Origin of the sequence: Thalassobius sp. MITS945101 (assembly GCF_047123305.1) — a bacterium.
Classification (GTDB): domain Bacteria; phylum Pseudomonadota; class Alphaproteobacteria; order Rhodobacterales; family Rhodobacteraceae; genus Thalassobius.
The window spans coordinates 2366914-2383404 of the sequence record NZ_CP138918.1 but is presented as its reverse complement, the minus strand read 5'-3'; the positions used below and the strand labels follow the sequence as shown (position 1 = coordinate 2383404).

Annotated in this window: 14 protein-coding genes, 1 pseudogene and 2 riboswitches; of the genes and pseudogenes, 7 read left to right on the top strand and 8 right to left on the bottom strand. The window is 56.7% G+C overall.

Annotated elements, in window-relative coordinates; all coding sequences use genetic code 11:
• Positions 1-76 precede the first annotated feature (76 nt).
• The 3 genes from SIC14_RS11935 to SIC14_RS11925 form a co-directional block, all read right to left on the bottom strand.
• A complete protein-coding gene (locus SIC14_RS11935; protein ID WP_412562147.1) occupies positions 77-1039 on the bottom strand; it encodes a carbohydrate ABC transporter permease in 963 nt (320 codons plus the stop codon).
• Positions 1036-1905, bottom strand: a complete 870-nt coding sequence (locus tag SIC14_RS11930) for a carbohydrate ABC transporter permease (RefSeq protein ID WP_412565863.1) — start codon at positions 1903-1905, stop codon at positions 1036-1038. Before SIC14_RS11930 ends, SIC14_RS11935 begins: the two co-directional genes overlap by 4 nt.
• A gap of 109 nt (positions 1906-2014) precedes the next feature.
• Positions 2015-3175 (bottom strand): ABC transporter ATP-binding protein, encoded by a 1161-nt coding sequence (locus SIC14_RS11925; protein WP_412562146.1) that lies wholly within the window; start codon positions 3173-3175, stop codon positions 2015-2017.
• 74 nt (positions 3176-3249) lie between these two features.
• Here SIC14_RS11925 and SIC14_RS11920 point away from each other — a divergent pair, with 74 nt between their 5' ends.
• Together SIC14_RS11920 and SIC14_RS11915 are read left to right on the top strand one after the other, a co-directional pair.
• A complete protein-coding gene (locus tag SIC14_RS11920; RefSeq protein ID WP_412562145.1) occupies positions 3250-4161 on the top strand; it encodes a LysR family transcriptional regulator in 912 nt (303 codons plus the stop codon).
• Positions 4162-4757: 596 nt separating this feature from the next.
• Positions 4758-5162, top strand: coding sequence for a hypothetical protein (locus tag SIC14_RS11915; RefSeq protein ID WP_412562144.1), 405 nt, complete (start codon positions 4758-4760; stop codon positions 5160-5162).
• A gap of 461 nt (positions 5163-5623) precedes the next feature.
• Here the strand turns inward: SIC14_RS11915 and SIC14_RS11910 are convergent, their stop codons facing one another.
• On the bottom strand, positions 5624-6187 hold the full coding sequence (locus tag SIC14_RS11910; RefSeq protein ID WP_412562143.1) for a Crp/Fnr family transcriptional regulator: 564 nt from the start codon (positions 6185-6187) through the stop codon (positions 5624-5626).
• Between the two features lie 213 nt (positions 6188-6400).
• Between SIC14_RS11910 and SIC14_RS11905 the strand changes: the two are divergent.
• The 5 genes and pseudogenes from SIC14_RS11905 to SIC14_RS11885 form a co-directional block, all read left to right on the top strand.
• Positions 6401-6553, top strand: a pseudogene (locus SIC14_RS11905) (2Fe-2S iron-sulfur cluster-binding protein); the annotation flags it as partial.
• A 42-nt stretch (positions 6554-6595) separates the two neighbouring features.
• Positions 6596-6889, top strand: coding sequence for a (2Fe-2S)-binding protein (locus tag SIC14_RS11900; protein ID WP_412565862.1), 294 nt, complete (start codon positions 6596-6598; stop codon positions 6887-6889).
• Positions 6886-9102 carry a molybdopterin cofactor-binding domain-containing protein gene (locus SIC14_RS11895; RefSeq protein ID WP_412562142.1) on the top strand — a complete coding sequence of 739 codons (2217 nt, stop codon included), beginning with the start codon at positions 6886-6888 and terminating at the stop codon, positions 9100-9102. Before SIC14_RS11900 ends, SIC14_RS11895 begins: the two co-directional genes overlap by 4 nt.
• 659 nt (positions 9103-9761) lie before the next feature.
• A riboswitch (cobalamin riboswitch) is annotated at positions 9762-9964 on the top strand.
• Between the two features lie 114 nt (positions 9965-10078).
• Positions 10079-11314 (top strand): aromatic ring-hydroxylating oxygenase subunit alpha, encoded by a 1236-nt coding sequence (locus SIC14_RS11890; RefSeq protein ID WP_412562141.1) that lies wholly within the window; start codon positions 10079-10081, stop codon positions 11312-11314.
• Between the two features lie 5 nt (positions 11315-11319).
• Positions 11320-12399 carry a 2Fe-2S iron-sulfur cluster-binding protein gene (locus tag SIC14_RS11885; RefSeq protein WP_412562140.1) on the top strand — a complete coding sequence of 360 codons (1080 nt, stop codon included), beginning with the start codon at positions 11320-11322 and terminating at the stop codon, positions 12397-12399.
• 172 nt (positions 12400-12571) lie between these two features.
• On the opposite strand, the gene SIC14_RS11880 is transcribed toward SIC14_RS11885, so the two are convergent.
• From SIC14_RS11880 to SIC14_RS11865, 4 genes are read right to left on the bottom strand one after another with little or no spacing between them, the layout of a single operon-like run.
• Entirely contained in the window at positions 12572-13372 is an 801-nt protein-coding gene (locus tag SIC14_RS11880; RefSeq protein ID WP_412562139.1) for an ABC transporter ATP-binding protein, read from the bottom strand.
• Positions 13362-14369 carry a FecCD family ABC transporter permease gene (locus tag SIC14_RS11875; RefSeq protein ID WP_412562138.1) on the bottom strand — a complete coding sequence of 336 codons (1008 nt, stop codon included), beginning with the start codon at positions 14367-14369 and terminating at the stop codon, positions 13362-13364. Before SIC14_RS11875 ends, SIC14_RS11880 begins: the two co-directional genes overlap by 11 nt.
• On the bottom strand, positions 14370-15251 hold the full coding sequence (locus tag SIC14_RS11870) for an ABC transporter substrate-binding protein (RefSeq protein WP_412562137.1): 882 nt from the start codon (positions 15249-15251) through the stop codon (positions 14370-14372).
• A 37-nt stretch (positions 15252-15288) separates the two neighbouring features.
• On the bottom strand, positions 15289-16008 hold the full coding sequence (locus SIC14_RS11865; RefSeq protein WP_412562136.1) for a (2Fe-2S) ferredoxin domain-containing protein: 720 nt from the start codon (positions 16006-16008) through the stop codon (positions 15289-15291).
• Between the two features lie 87 nt (positions 16009-16095).
• Positions 16096-16310, bottom strand: a riboswitch (cobalamin riboswitch).
• Positions 16311-16491: the final 181 nt, after the last annotated feature.

The window sequence follows — 16491 nt, the reverse complement described above, 5'->3', positions numbered from 1 at the left end:
TTTGCAGACGGGGGCTCCGGGGTTTATCCCTTGTCGGGATCTCGGTGATGGGGGCGTCTTTCGGGGCGCCCCCGTTTCATTTCATGCCGCTTAGGGTGATCCCTTCGATGAAGCGTTTCTGCGCCATCAGGAAGGCAACGATCAGCGGGGTGACAATCACGGTGGCTGTGGCCATCATCGGGCCGAAATAGCTGCCATCGCCATCGCCCTTGAACTCGCGCAGGCCCAGCGGCGGGGTGAACAGATCGCGGTTGCCGGTAACGACGATGCGAGGCCAAAAATAGTCGTTCCAATGGGCCACGATCGAAAAGATCGCAAAGGCCAGAAGCGCCGGGATAGCCGTGGGCAACATCACGCGCCAGACGATGGAAAACTCGCCCATGCCGTCCATGCGGGCGGCATCGATCAGGTCATCGGGCACGGTCATGAAGAACTGGCGCATCAGGAAGATGCCAAAGACCGAGATTGTCCAGGGCACCACCAGCGCGGCATAGGTATTCGTCAGCCCCAGCTTGGCCAGCATGATGTAGAGCGGCAGCGCAATGGCATGCACTGGGATCAGTAGGCAGAACAGCACCAGCCCGAACACCGCCTCGCGCCCCCAGAACTTGAGCTTGGCCAGCGCATAGGCCGCAGGCAGGGCCACCACCACCTGAATGAGGAAGATCGACGCGGTGACGATCACGCCATTGAGCAGATACCGCAGCAACGGCGCCTCGGTGAATGCCTTGGAGTAGTTGAAGACCACCGGACGCATGGCGCAATCGGCCTCGGCTTCGGCGACCAGCGTATCGCGGATCTCACCTTCCGTGGCGCCGGGGAACCGTGGCGCGGCGGCAGCCACATCCTTGCGGTCGGGATCGCGCAGCTTGACGCAGCGCTCATCCACCATCATTTCCTGTCGCCCGAAGAAACCGCCCTCCCCCCGGTCAATCTCACCGGGGCTTTTGAACGAGTAGCTGACCATCATATAGAAGGGCGCGATGACGACGATCACACCAAGGATCAGGATCAGATGTTTCCACCAGTCGCGTGTCATCCGTAATGCACCTTTCGTTCCACCAGCCAGCGCTGGATCAGGGTGAGAAACATGACGAAGATCAGGAACAGGACAGTAATGGCTGAGCCGATCCCGATCAGGTTCTGCTGAACGCCCTTTTCAAAGATCGCGAACATCATCACGTAGGTGGATTTGTTCGGCCCGCCGCCCTGGGGCCAGAAGGCCTCGATCGTGTCGAAAACCTGAAAGGCCCGAATGCAGCTGATGGTGACAACAAAGACAGTGGTCGGGCCAAGTGCTGGCCATGTCACCAGACGAAAGCGCTCCCAGCCCGACTTGGCGCCATCCATTTCGGCGGCATGGTATAACTCGCGGTGCACACCCGTCAGACCGGCAAGATACAGCACCATGTTGAAGCCGAACCCTTGCCAGATGCCGATGAAACAGATCACCCAGATCGCATAACGCTTGTCACCAAGCCAGACCGGAAATCCATCGGCGCAACCCGTTGCCATGAATGGCAGCCATTCCAGCGGCGTGCCGCAGCCCAGCTCCAACGTGCGGTTGATCATGCCGATCGAGGGGTGCAGCATGAACTCCCAGGCAATCGCCATGGCCAGCAACGTCGCCATGACCGGCAGGAAGTAGATCGTTTTGTAGATCTCGCGGAACCTGCCCAGCGAGTTTATCAGCAGCGCAGCCCCAAGACCCAGTCCGACCGAAATCGGCACCACCGTCACCACATAGGTAAACGTGGCCACGAACATCTTTTCATAGGTCGAGCGGGTGAACAGCCGCTCATAGTTGCGGGTGCCGATCCAATCGAAGCCACTATTGCCGAGCGAATAATTGGTAAAGGACAGGAAGGTCGCGATCATAACCGGGACAAGCAGGATCACGAACATCAAGATCAGCGCTGGGGCTGTCAGGGACCACGCCGCGCGTTTTTCCTGTGTCGCAGCACTGAGGGTGGGTTTCGTCTCGCGGGCGAAGGAGCTGTCTGTCACGGCCATCTCAAGCGACCTCTTGCGCGGTGGTTTTAGAGAGTGTTTCGATCCGGCGCACCCGCTGGCCATTGCCGTCAAAGACGAGGGCATTGGCCGCGTCAAAACCAACCCCGACCGGAGTGCCGATCGTCAGCTCCCGGCGCTGCGCGGCCTCAGCACGCATTACGATACGGTTTTCAAGGCCGGGGATGTCGACCTGAACGTAAAGTTCCGCACCAAGGTTTTCCGTATGGGCAACGGTGCCCTGGAACACGACATCCACGGTGGCAAGCCGCAGCGCCTCAGGCCGCAAGCCCAGCGAAACCGCGCCGTCAATCCGGTCCGTTGCTAGCAGATCAAGATCGCGATCAAAAAAGGCAAGCCGCCCGTTGCCCGTCAAGGAGACCGGCAAAATATTGATTTTGGGTGAGCCAATGAATTCGGCCACTTCGATCGTGTCCGGATCTTCGTAGATCACGTCCGGACTGGCACATTGCAAGATACGCCCGCCCATCATCACCGCGATCCGGTCGGACATGGTCATGGCTTCGACCTGATCGTGGGTGACATAGATAAAGGTCGCATTCAGACGGCGGTGCAGCTGTGCAATCTCGGCACGGGTTTGCACCCGCAGCTTGGCATCAAGGTTGGAAAGCGGTTCATCCAGCAGAAAGGCCGCCGGGTTGCGCACGAGGGCACGCCCAAGGGCAACGCGCTGACGCTGACCACCCGAAAGCTGTCCGGGTTTGCGATCAAGGAGATGCGCGATTTCCAGCATCTCTGCGGCATGGGCGATCTCTTGGCCGATCTCTTCGGCAAGGCCAGTGGCACCGGGCATGAACCGGCCCAGCAGAGGCAGGCGTTGCAAGTTGCTCATCCGCCGCATTTTGAGCGGTACAGCAATATTCTCAGCCACGCTCAGATGCGGATAAAGCGCATAGGATTGAAACACCATCGACAGGTTGCGATCGGCAGCGCGGCGTCCTGCAACAGGCTGCCCCCCTATATCGATCGTACCGTCGCTTTGTTCCTCAAGCCCAGCAATGATCCGCAAGAGGGTGGACTTGCCACAGCCCGACGGCCCCACAAGGGACAGAAACTCGCCGCAGGCAATATCCAGCGACACACCCTTGAGCACAGCGGTCTCGCCAAAACGTTTGGTGATATTCTCGATCTTCAGCCCGGCCATCTGATTCCTCCATCTGACAGGGCGGATGTAGGCTGACGTACCTTCAGTTTTGTGACGTCATATTAGTGAGACTAATGGCCGCTACGTTCTCCGAAGAAAAAGGAACCAACATGCGCGCCAATCACCATCGTTTCGTGGCTTTTGCCTACGTCGTTCGCGAGGGCAGTTTCTCGGCCGCCGCGACCCGGCTTTGCGTCACGCAATCGGCGGTGACGCAGCATGTGGCCAAGCTTGAGAAACAGGTCGGTTCACCACTTCTTTTGCGCGACCGCGAGGGGGTCAAGCTGACCCGCACAGGGCGAGAACTGTATGATCTTGCCGACCGCATGGTGACCTTGGATACGGCCATCACCGAACGGCTCGAAGGGTTCGAGGCGATGGAGCGGGGCCATATCAGGATCATCGCCAATGCTCCCCTTCCGGCCTTGCGCGCCATTAGCCAATTTCGGCAGACTCACCCCGACGTTGAAATCGAATTCTCTTTGTATGACTGGACAACTGCTACGAGATTCTTGCGGGAGCGGCGAGCTGATGTTGGCCTCATAACCGATCCCCCTAAGTCAGATGAGTGGGAACGAGTTCCCGTCCAAAAGGTTCACTATGTGGCCTACCTCTTACCCTCCTCTCCGCTCTCTAATCGGGACGGGCTTTCACTGCGAGATCTGGCGCAGGAAACGCTTATTTTGCCGGAAAATGGCTCTCTGACGGAACGCGTCGTTCGGGAGGCGCTGGAAGCACACGGCATCAATTTCCAGCGCACCATCAAGATGGCCACCTTCCCCCTCATGTGCGAAGCGGTACTTCAGGGGGCAGGTATCGCCATTTTCCTGAGCAACAGTGGGCTCATTTCTCGCGGTTTGGTCCAGGTGCCGGTCGTGGAGTTGTCAGGAGAGCACGAAACCGCGGTCGTGGCGCCCAAAGACCGGTCAGGGCTTCGGTTGGTGAGCGCGTTCATAGAGATCGCATCGTCGTCGAATTTCTCATGACCTGCGGAGTTTTCGCTCTCGGTCGAAAAATTCAAAGGCGCAATGCCACGGTTCGGACATTCGCTGCTTTCGCAACGAAAGGCTGCTTCCCACCCATTCTTCAGATAGGCAGTGTCCGCTTTGGGCTGAAAGCGGTCGTGCAATACCAAGGCTACGAACGACTGTAACGGTTCCATAGCCCTTGATTCCGTGAAAAGTTGGGGGCGGCACTCAGCGACGGCCCGGAAAGATGGAGGCAACATCGAGTGAGATAGACTTTAGTGGATCGCCTTATTTGGACCAGCGGGCATTCGCACTCGCACTCGCACCAGAGGCAAATTCAAGCTTGGGGGTACGAAAAGGGGTACCATTGCCTTAAATTGATAATTTTTAGATTTATTTACAATTACTTACATTTACTTTTAAGATCCGCCCCCGGCACCACTTCCCAAGCTAACACATTGGAAACGCTTCAGCTTTTAGCCGCTGCTAGGAGCTGTAGACCATGCCGTTGACCATTTCCTGCCCGTTCACCTTCATTAAAGGTGGGGTGTTCTACTTCAGTCGTCGCATCCCAAAAGAGCTGAAGTGCCATTACACATCGTCTCGCATCTCATATGATGCAGGCCTGGATTCACCAGAGCCATTGGGCTTTGGAAGAAGCCCTCCTGCTTGCGTTGGGCACCTCACCTGACGCCGATGATGCTTCGGAAGCGCTACAGGGTCACGAAGCGTTACAGGCACGCGCGCAACGGTCTGGCGAACGATTTGGCACTCCGCGTGACTGGCTTTGGCGGGCGGAGCGAAACAACATTCCCTTCCATACAGACTGGTGGTTGGCCATCACCCCAGAAGGGCCAATCGGATATGATGGGCAGCACTTTGCCTATCGCCGTCGTGAGATGCTCTCCGAACGGTGCCTTCAGCAGGAAAGAAGGCTCGTCGGGAAGTGGGCCCGCAAGCCTTATTGGACCGCGCGGGAAGCCATCGATTTGTCGTTGAACTTTGATCCGTTCACATAGATGGCTGGCGCGGAGAGGCACCGGAGACCGGCGAAACAATCCGTGAGCGCGAAGACAGATTCAGAATATTTGAACGGGCAATGGAGAACGGGGAATGGGCATTTGTTGCGGCGAAAACGAGTTACAGGATTGCAGACGAACAGAACCTTGATTGGAAAAGGTTGAGTGCCCGCAGATCGGCACCAACCGGCAAAGACTATATTCTAGACAATCCGCAGAACGGTGCGTGCCGGGGATATATGGGGCGAGAACACGCTGTGTTTGGCCGCGAAACTAAGAGCTTGTCGGGTGAAAGCCGCGAGTGTGTGCCCCTCTGTCAAAGCCTAGTCATACACTAACAACCAAAACGGACCACTGAAGTGGGGCTGGTCAAAATGAACGGAATACAGGATTCGAATTGGCGAGCAAAATTTCATTAAAACGGAATAGGAAAGCCCGCCGGGTAATCGCGACCAAAGCGTTTAAGCGGCTCCTGCGCGCGCCCCCCGAATACGGCTGAGCGATACTGGCGTGATCCCGAGATAGGCTGCAATCTCGATTTGCGTGAGGCGTTGTGCGAGGCCAGGCGCGTTGTTCATGAATTTCTCATATCGCTCCGCAGCGCTCAAGCAGAGAAAATCGTACTCTCGTTCTTCATTCCTCAGCGCAAGCCGGCGAAACATCTGGTTCGAAAATCGGAGCATTTCGGGATCATTGTCCGTGAGCTCCCGAAACTTGAAACTCGGCATATACTCAACGGTGACAGGTGTTAGACAGACAGCCGAGAAGCGCGCAGGCTCGCCAGCCAGGGTGCTTGTCATAGAGGCAAAAATCCCACCGGTATCAATAAAAGATTTTGTATAGGTTGCGCCGGCGCTGGTGAGATACACCAGCTTGATCAAGCCTTCTGTGAGTTTGTAAATATTCTTATTGAACTCGCCCTGTCGGATTATGTAGCCGCCAGTTTGAAAGCATCTTGTTTCAATAGAAGTTTCAATTGAGCTTATATTCACACCTGCCGATGACATAGTTTGCTGAAAACTCATTCGTTCTTATCCTATGATAATTTGCCCGGCGCCTGACCGTGCTAGACCCGTTTCACTTAGGTAGGCGAAGTCAAATTTCCAACTGGTCGGACAGAGGCACGTATTTTGATACGGCGCACAAGTTCGTCCGCAATTGCGTATGCTCGGCATATTTTCGAGCATTCGCGTTGATTGGGATTGAACGGGAAACCGCGGACTTCCCTCCCCTTTTAAATGGAGGTGGTAATTCAAATGCAGCTCAGAGTGAACGGATCCCTGCGCGACGTTCCGGACAACTGGCAGGAGGAGACCCTTCTTACAGTGTTACGGGAACATCTGGGTCTTGTTGGTACCAAGTTCGGATGCGGCGACGGTGGGTGTGGCGCTTGCACGGTCCACGTCGACGGGAATGTCGTCCGAAGCTGCCAAATGCGTGCGTCAGATGCTGAGACCCTCGACATTCTGACCATCGAAGGTCTGACCAGTGCCAGCGTCGATTTGCATCCGGTGCAACAGGCATGGCTCGATGAGCGTGTCGCCCAGTGTGGCTACTGCCAAGCCGGGCAGATCATGCAGGCTGTGGCGCTGCTGAAGGAAAATCCGGCGCCGGACGAACAGGCGATTGTCGACCACATGAACAGCAATCTGTGCCGTTGCGGTACGCAGTCCCGCGTTCAAAAGGCAATTCTACGTGCTGCCCGTGAACTGAGGAGGCAATCATGAAAGCCATCAAAGCGAAACGCCGTTTCACGCGCCGGAGCTTTCTGAAAGGGGCTGGGTATACGGCAGCAGGCCTGACAGTCACCTATTTGGTAGGTCGTCGGTTCGTTCCCATTCTGCCTTCACTCGCCACTCCAGACATCGACGACGTTGCCTGGATATCAGTCGGTCGGGACGGTCAGATTTCGATGCTGAGTCCGGTCCATGAAATGGGGCAAGGGTCTTCACTGGGGCTTGCCCAGATTGTGGCGGAAGAGCTCAATGTCGAAAGCTCAGACATAAAGGTAAGCTTCCCCTCCACACAGGATGTGCCCCATATGCGCTTTACAACAGGCAGTCAGGCGATCGCCTTGCATGCGCGGCCCGTTGCAGACGCGGCGGCGCGACTGCGCGAAGAGCTTAGACGGCGCGCAGCAGCAATCGCCGGTGTGAAACCGACAACACTTGTGGACGCCGACGGTGGGTTTTACGCACCTAACAAGCGTTTTCTGTCCTATTCGGATGCCGTTGCCGGGAATGAGCTGACGCTTGCCTCAGATAATTTGCCTGAGGGCACCAGTTACACGTTTGACGCAGAGCGCGAAAAACGGCAGATCGGTCATCAAGCGCTTCAAATTCAGGCCCGGGAAATCGTGACAGGTGCGCCTGTTTTTGCTGCCGACATTATTCGCCCGGATATGGCTTTCGGGAGAGTGTTTCAGGCCCCCGCACCAGATGCGAAGATCATAGACGTGTCCGACAGAGGTGCCGGGCAAGTGCCAGGGGTGATCAAGGTGGTCATCGACAAGCCACGGCGGCTCGTTGGTGTGGTCGCGGAAACGCCTCGTGGACTTGAAGAGGCCCTGAAGCGCCTGGAGGTGGTGTGGGACCGGCCGGACCGGTTTACCGCTGAGAAAGTCGCAGAACGGGTTGATGTAGACAGGGCGCTTGCAAAGGGTGATCTTGAACATTCCATCGTGGACGAGGATGTTGATTTGTCCACTGACTGGACAGTTGACATGCGCTTTGACCAGCCAATCCTGCATCACGCAACGCAAGAACCAAGAACAGCTGTAGCGGAATTCAGACAACATGACGGACAAGAGGTTGTCGACATCTGGACTGGCACCCAGGACATTTTCGTCAACCAGAAGAAGGCAGCAGCCGATCTTGGCTGGTCTACCGATCGAGTAACTGTTCACGCGATGCGCGTCGGTGGCGGATTTGGTGGGCGAGTCCTTTACGATGTTGTGCGCGAGGCCGTGCTTCTTGCACAGGAGGTCAAACGGCCGGTCAAGGTGACTTGGTCTCGGCGGGACGAGTTTCTCGCAGACCGGACACGTCCCCCTTCTTCTCACCGCGTTCAAATTAGGGTGGATGCTCAGGGCCAGATTTCGGATTGGCGGCACGCGTGTGTCAGCGGCCATGTCTTGTTGACAGAGCTCATGGCCCCGCAGCCGCTTTTGTCCGGTATGCGCTTGGTGATGCATGACTTCGGAGCTGCACGTGAACTCAATGCTCCCTATTCAGCTAAGGCTCGGCGGATCGAAATGAGCGATGTGGAACTCCCCTTTCATGTGGGCGAATGGCGTTCGCTTGGTGCCGCACCAAACAATTTTGCAATTGAAAGTGCGATCGACGAGCTTGCGCGGATTTTGAAGCGGGACCCGCTGGAGTTTCGCATGCAAAACCTGGGTAAAGACAGGACAAAATTAAAAAACTGCCTGACCCGCCTCAAGGAGATCTGTGATGGGCACCCGAAGTCGTTAGAGAAAGGAAAAGGGCGGGGATATGCTTGCGGCATTTATCAGGAACATAGCTATGTGGCGGCAGCCTTTGATGTTGCAGTGGACCATGAACGAAGAAGCATTCGCGCGGAGCGCTGCACGTTCATTATGGATGTTGGTCTTGCCATCAATCCAGATCAGATCAAGGCGCAGATTGAGGGATGTGCAATGATGGCCATTGGTCAGCTTTTGATGGAGGAGGCGCCGATCTCAGATGGTGGTTTGTCAGCGCAACGTTTTGAGGACTACCCCACACCAACCATGGAGAATGTTCCGCAAATTGAAATCGAGATCGTGGAACAAGGCGCGAGCCCGCCAGCGGGTGCAGGACAGGCCCCGATCATTGCCTTGGTGCCGGCTCTTGCAAATGCCCTTCGGGACGCCACAGGCTATCGAGCGCTGAAATTGCCGGTCAACTTCGACGACATTCCGCCTGTTTTGGACAGCTGATGCGGTACGCCAGCCCTCAACTGAAGGACAGGGTCGTGGACCTTGGAGCTGCCCCCCTATTGAAGCGAGAGTCAGGCTGGATGCTCCGGTCAAAAGTCGCTCACAAGGCCTCCTGGCATGTTCTGGTAGCCCCAATGACAGCAATGCGCAGGAAATGGACTTTGCAAAGTTTGGCCACCACCCCATAGCGATCACGCACGCTGCATCCCAATTGATGCGGCCGCAGCTTGCATTGCTGGCATTCGCTGCAAGCGCGAGATCTGGGAATGTAAGATCTTCCAGTTTGCGGACAAAGACGCTGATAAATCTAGATTTTGAAGTGCCCGACTTTTTGCCGAAAACAGGTGTCTGAACTCGCTTAATCGCATCGACGCGCGGCATTCCTTGGCCGCAAAGCACCACAACCTGCATTAACTTCGTGACGCTCACTTCCGGTTTGCCTCGCTTGCATCCCATATGTGTGTCAGCGTTTCTAACCTTACGGGCGGACCACTTCAGTGGGGGAGGATCGCAATGACACTGTCTGTTTGTGATTTAGTGCTGCGTGACTTCTATCGGTCGCGTTTTTGGGAAAGCAAAGCGGCAACCTCATACTCGGAATCGATGCGCTTTTCGTCTGCAAGATGTCGTTTCTATCTCAGAATATGCATGTGCTCAGAATACTTTGAGCACCGTAAGGTGCCGTCTGCCCAATTGGGTTGTCGGAGAATTGGGAAGCCGGTGTAACTCCGGCACTGCCCCCGCAACGGTAATGAGGGTCAGGCGTGACGAAGACCACTGGGACGAGGCTCCCGGGAAGGTGTCGCGACCGGGCGAAAGCCCCTTCGAAGTCCGGAAACCAGCCTTGCGCATACGTCAAACTGCGGGTGGCAGTGGGGGCTTTGATCCGGTCGCTGTTCTCATCCGCGTTCGGGAGTTGTCCTCTTGCCCTTCGCTCTAGCGAAACGGCCGCGGGGTTGCGGCAAGGAGGAACGAAATGCTCCACGATAGCGAGATCCTGGCCAAATTGATGGGCCGACAGAAGAACTTTTCTCTGGAACAGGCGTTTTACAATGATCCAGGTGTCTTTGACCTGGACATGCGCCAGATTTTCTACCGCGAATGGTTGTTTGCCATTCCGGCCTGCGAGATTCCCAAACCGGGCAATTTTGTCACGCATCAGGTCGGGGCTTACAATGTGGTGATCGTGCGGGGCAATGATGGCGTGGTCCGCGCGTTTCACAATGCCTGTCGCCACCGCGGGTCTGTGGTGTGCAAATCCAAGAAAGGCACCTCGCCGAAACTGGTCTGCCCTTATCACCAATGGACGTATGAGCTGGATGGATCGCTTCTTTGGGCGCGCGACATGGGTCCGGATTTCGACGCCTCGCAGTACAGCTTGCGGACAGTGCATTGCCGCGAGCTGGAAGGGTTGATTTTTATCTGTTTGGCTGATGAGGCCCCGTCCTTTGAACCGTTCGCTGACACCGTGCACCCCTATCTTGTGCCGCACGACCTCAGCAATGCCAAAGTGGCCTATGAAAGCTCGATCATCGAAAATGGCAACTGGAAACTGGTCTGGGAAAACAACCGCGAATGCTATCACTGCGCGGGCAATCACCCATCGCTGTGCCGCACCTATCCCGAGGATCCCTCGGTCACCGGTGTCTCACCAGAAGGCGTTTCCTCACAGGTTCAATCACATTGGGATCGGAACGAGGCAGCCGGCGTTCCCGCCCGTTTCCAGCTGGACAAAAGTGGTCAGTTCCGCGTGGCGCGCATGCCGCTTTTGAATGGGGCCGTCAGCTATACGATGGACGGTAAACCTGCCGTGTCCAAACCGCTGGGGCGCATCCCCCTAACCGATGCAGGACCACTGGTCCAGTTCCTCTATCCGACCACATGGAACCACTTCCTGCCGGACCACTCCATTTTGTTCCGCGTTTCCCCGATCAGCCCAACCGAAACCGAAGTCACCACCAAATGGCTGGTCCACAAGGACGCACAAGAGGGCGTGGATTACGATTTGAAACGCCTGACCGAAGTCTGGATCGCCACCAATGACGAAGACCGGATCGTGGTCGAAGACAATCAGAAGGGCATCAACTCGCCAGTCTACACGCCCGGACCATATTCCCCGACCCACGAAGATGGCGTAATCCAGTTTGTCGACTGGTATGCCAACCACCTGGTGCGCTGCCTGACCGGGCGCAACCTGATAGCGGCGGAGTAAGGCCCATGAATGAAATGTTCCCTACCCCCGCGCTTTGGACGGACAACGAACTGCTGGAATGTGTCTCGGTTGTGCCGGAAATGCCCAACACGGCGAGCTTTTCGTTTCGTGCCGCCTCGGGGGCGCTGTTCGCCTATGATCCGGGCCAATTCCTGACCCTGGAAATCCCAGCGACCGGACAGCCCGGCGGGGTGGTGCATCGCACCTATACGATCTCATCCTCGCCCTCGCGTCCCCGGTCGATAACCATCACAGCCAAAGCTCAACCCAACAGTATCGGCACACGTTGGATGCTGGACAATCTGAAGCCGGGTATGACCCTCAAGGCGATTGGTCCGGCGGGCCTGTTTACCAATGCGGGCAGTACGGCACGCAAGCATCTGTTCATCTCGGCCGGATCCGGCATCACCCCGATGATGTCAATGACCACCTGCATTTGGGACGAAGGCCAGGATTTAGATATTGTGTTCATTAACTGCGCCAAACGCCCTTCGGAAATCATCTTCCGCCAGCGGCTGGAACAGATGGCCAGCCGTACCGATGGTCTGGACCTGAAATTCGTCGTCGAGGAAGCCGACCGCTACAGACCTTGGACCGGCTATCAGGGCCAGTTCAATCAGCTTATGCTGGGCCTGATGGCACCCGACTACCTCGACCGTGAGGTGTATTGCTGTGGTCCCGAGCCGTTCATGCAGGCCGTTCGTGAGGCGCTAGCGGGTCTAGGCTTCGACATGGATCACTATCATCAGGAGAGTTTTGGCGCACCAATTGAGACCAAGGAAGAAACACCCGATCTGGACGATGTGGTTCCTGATGACGCCACCGCGGCCGAGCTGTGTTTCACGACTTCGGGTGTAACCTATCAATGCACAGAAACCGACACGGTATTGGCCGCGGCGAAGGCTGCCGGATTGAACATTCCATCAGGTTGCACTTTCGGCGTCTGCGGCACCTGCAAGGTTAGAAAAGTCGAGGGAGAGGTTCACATGGTTCACAATGGCGGCATCTCGGAAGAGGATATCGAGGCTGGATATATCCTTGCTTGCTGTTCTAACCCGATCGGCAAGGTCGCGGTCGAGATCTGAATAGAAGGGGCAACTCGATGGGTCGCCCCTTCCACTTGAGTAGGCTTAGAAATCCCAGCTTTCTCTTCGTTCGCCACTGCCTTGCCGATCGCGTAGGATAAACCAGAGCCAGACAAGAGGTCTTGGTTTCCCGTGTCGGGGTTGGCTGTCAGAATGGTGATATCACCTGAAATTAACGTCTCGCGTAGTGTTTCCCAGAGGCCTGCGCCTGAACAGGTCCAACAAGGGACAGTGCAGCGCCCTGAAACTGCCCGTCTACTTGATAGTATTGCATTAAGGCCTCTCCGGTGAGGACCTGATCGGGCGTGCCGCGATCGACGATTTGACCAGCAGACATCAAATAGACCTGATCGCAATAGCGTTTCGCCAAAGACAGATCGTGCAACGTCATCAAAACCGTGCGCCCCCGGCGCTGCACCTCGTCCAACAGAGCCAACTGATAGTGCAGATCCAGGTGGTTTGTCGGTTCGTCCAAGATGTAGATTTCGGGGTCACACGCCAAGAGCTGCGCGAAATAGCAACGCTGAAGTTCGCCACCTGACAGGTTTCCCGCCGGCTGATTGGCCTTGTCGCTAAGCCCAACCAGTGAAAGCGCCTCGTCACGCCGATCTGCAATCTCGGATCGATCGAGTTCAAGGATAGACAGGCCGATCTCGACAATATCTTGTGGGGTCAGCCCAGCTAAGAGGCCCGAGCTTTGTACAAGTGCCCCCACGAGTTTCGCCCATTCGAGCGAACTGTGATCATCGATAGGGCGGCCAAAGGCTTGGATAATCTCTGCGCTGGCCCTCGCCGCACGATAAAGCTTACGCAGAAGCGTGGTCTTGCCAGCGCCGTTTGGCCCGAGCAGCCCGTGGATTTCACCTTTTGGAACGGTAAGCGTCGCGCCCTGCACGAAGGTCGACTTGCCAACATCGACGGCGAGGTTTTGGATCTGGAGCGCGATCTCGGTCGGAGTGGCGTTACGCGGCACGGTGCAACCCTCGCAATATCATTATAAAAGGTGGGGCTGCAAAAAGCGCGAGAAGGACCCCCAAAGGCAGCTCTTCTGGGGCCAGGATGGTACGACAGAGAAGGTCGACTGCAATCAGGACTATGGCGCCCAGTGCCATGGTGAGCGGAAGCAAAACCCGGTGACGAGCGCCGATCAGAATCCTGGCCATGTGCGGGATGATCAGGCCAACAAAGCCGACGATCCCGGCAACTGCGACGGCCAGACCGGTCAATGTGACCGTGGCCAAAAAGATCCACATGCGCAGCCGCGCCGTGCGCACGCCCAAGGCTTGGGCGCGCTCTTCGCCCAGAAGGGTGGCATCCAGAGCATTGGCATTGAAAATCGCCCAGCCACCGATCACAATCAGGGCGACGGTGATCATTGGAACTTCGTGCCATGCGGTGTTGCCAGCGGTTCCCATCAACCAGCCCAGAGCAGTGCGCGTGGCGTGCGGGTCACCGATATACAAGAAAAACGCCGTTAGCGATTGAAACATCAACGAAACGGCAACGCCCGCCAGAATGACGATTAACGGATCCAGAGGGTGTCCGCGCCGCCCAGACAGGGTGATCGTCATCAGAAAAGCCAATGCTGCGCCGATAAAGGCAATAGCCGGGACGCCGAAGCTGTCGGTGACCCAATCGGGCAACCAAATGATTGCGCCCACTGCGGCGGCTGATGCCCCTGATGACAGCCCCATAAGATAGGGATCTGCCATCGGATTGCGCAGGGCCGTTTGCATCAACGCCCCTGCTAGCGCCAATCCGGCCCCAATCACCCCAACTGCCAAGACGCGTGGGATGCGCCATTGCCAGATGATCAGCGACAACCCACGTGGTGCATCGTCGCTCCCCAACAGTATTGCAAAACGGTCGGCCCAGCTGATCTCGGCTGTGCCCCATAGGATGCCAGCCAAGACCACAAGACCAAGCACCAACAAACTGATGGGGAAGAGGATTGGAAACCGAACCACCATTTACTTCATGGCCGCCAGTTGGGCGTTCACGTTCTCGACGCCGTCGGCAAAACGCATGCCAAGCAGGGTTTCCGAGAACGGAACGGTGACGAACTTGCTTTCTTTCACGGCGGTCAATTCGGAGAGAACCGGATCATTTTCCATATATTCGCGTTTCTCTGCGGCTGTGGACCAGCCCGCTTCGATCAGCACGATCACATCGGGGTCAGCGGCGACGACGACCTCCCATGCGACGTCGACCCAGGTGCCCTCCACGTCAGCGCTGATGCTGTTCAGCCCCGCAGTCTTGGCAACAAGGGCGGGACCGCCGCAGCAACCGATGGAATAGGGGGTGTCGGTGCCGCTGTCATAGATGAACGCAGTGCGGCCCGCGCCAGCCGGGTTGTTCCCCACGGCGTCAATGCGGGCTTTGGTTTCTGCGATCAACGTGTCCGCACGGTCTTCCACGTGGAAGATGTCCCCGATGACTTCGATGTCCTTTAGGATCGGTTCAATGGTCAGCGGCTCGTTCTTCGGATGATAAGCCTTGCAGGAGGCATCCACCAGATAGGTGCCGACCTCAAGGTCATGCCATTTCTTTGCTTTGCCCAGATTTTTCTCGGAGAAAGCCGAGCCAAAACCTGCAAACAGGAAGTCCGGATCTTCTTTCAGAACGACCTCAGCCGCCGGGTATTTTTCGGCCAAAACAGGGACGCTGTCGAATGCGTCTTTCCATTGGGTGGGAATCGCGTCGTCCAGATAGGCAGTGCCTATCATCGATCCTTGCAGTCCAAGCGCCAGCATCACTTCGGTGGCTTGCTGGTTCAGGGTAATTGCACGGGTCGGTACCGTAACGAAGTTGTATTCAGTGCCACAGTTGGACACGGTGACGGTGTCGGCCATTGAAGCCGTTGCAGTCAGGGCGAAGGGGATAAGCGCTTTAAGCAGATACTTGATGGTCCTCTGTTTGATGAATGAGAAGATGCTTTGGGATTGTGTTCGCGCACAACGCTTGCGCAACGAAGTCACGGATGTCGCTCAAATCGGCGACGCGATACCAATTTCCGCGGGGGTAGTGCACGATCACCGGGCCCGAATTGCATGGGAAAAGACAACCGGTGGTGGTAACAAGGCACTGCGAGCTGACCCGCTCACGGCCCAGCTCGGACTTCAGTGCGTCTACCAGATTGGGCGCGTCTTTCAGATGACAACGCGGTCCGGCACAGACAAGAATGTGGTGACGAAAATCAGGGGGCGAGTCCCAGCCATTGCCGATCTCGCCATCCGCCTTTGGGTGAATGCGTGTCAGCTCAATGCGTGCGCGAGCTGCGGACTGGATGACGCGATTGTCGGCCTGCAAAACGGCGCCCATGAAAAGATCCGGCGCTCCAGGCCCGTGTCGATCAAGCCAGCTTGCTGCTGCGTTTGGCAACCATTTCTCAAGGCTTTGCGAAAAGGGCAGGCCTATGGGCCGCAGCTCGATACGGCTGGCACCTTGGCCGCTCAATTCATCCAGCGCATGCCACATCCCGTCACCCGAACCCTCAAGCCGAACGGCGCGTGCTGAACAAGGGGCTGCACGGATCAGTGCCTTGGCCAGGTTGCGAAACTTGGCATGGCTAACGTAGCTGGCGGAAACTAAATAGAGATATGCGTCCATTGCTGCCTCGTCGACGGAGTCAGGCAGTCACGATGGGTCACCCCATGAATGTCTATCATTTTGTCCTCCACGGGCCCACCGCCCGGTTGGTTGCTTGTCTACGATGGCAGGTCTCCTGACTTTGCGGATCGAAGCTTGCTGTCCCTTCCCAGGCAGGTGCCCAGTGGTTTTGACAGTTTGCTCACCGCTTACAGTTGCGGGGGCAGTTACGGAATTGGCGCCTATTGGCTACTCCTCACCGTATTCCCTTTTCATCCTGCGCGGCCTTTGGCACAGCAGGAACCATCGCGGCGGAAGCTGTAGAAAAACTCAAGGTTTGTCAACGACAGAGTGCCGTCGCCAGAAGTTGTGTCGGGCCGACCTCAACGGTGTGAGTGTCGACTTTCGGCCCAGCTCTGTCGCTAAACGCGACTAAGCAATGCTACAGTGCAGCCCATCGAACGGATCGTTCGCTGCGCCAGCGAAATCTGGGTATCGACAGAT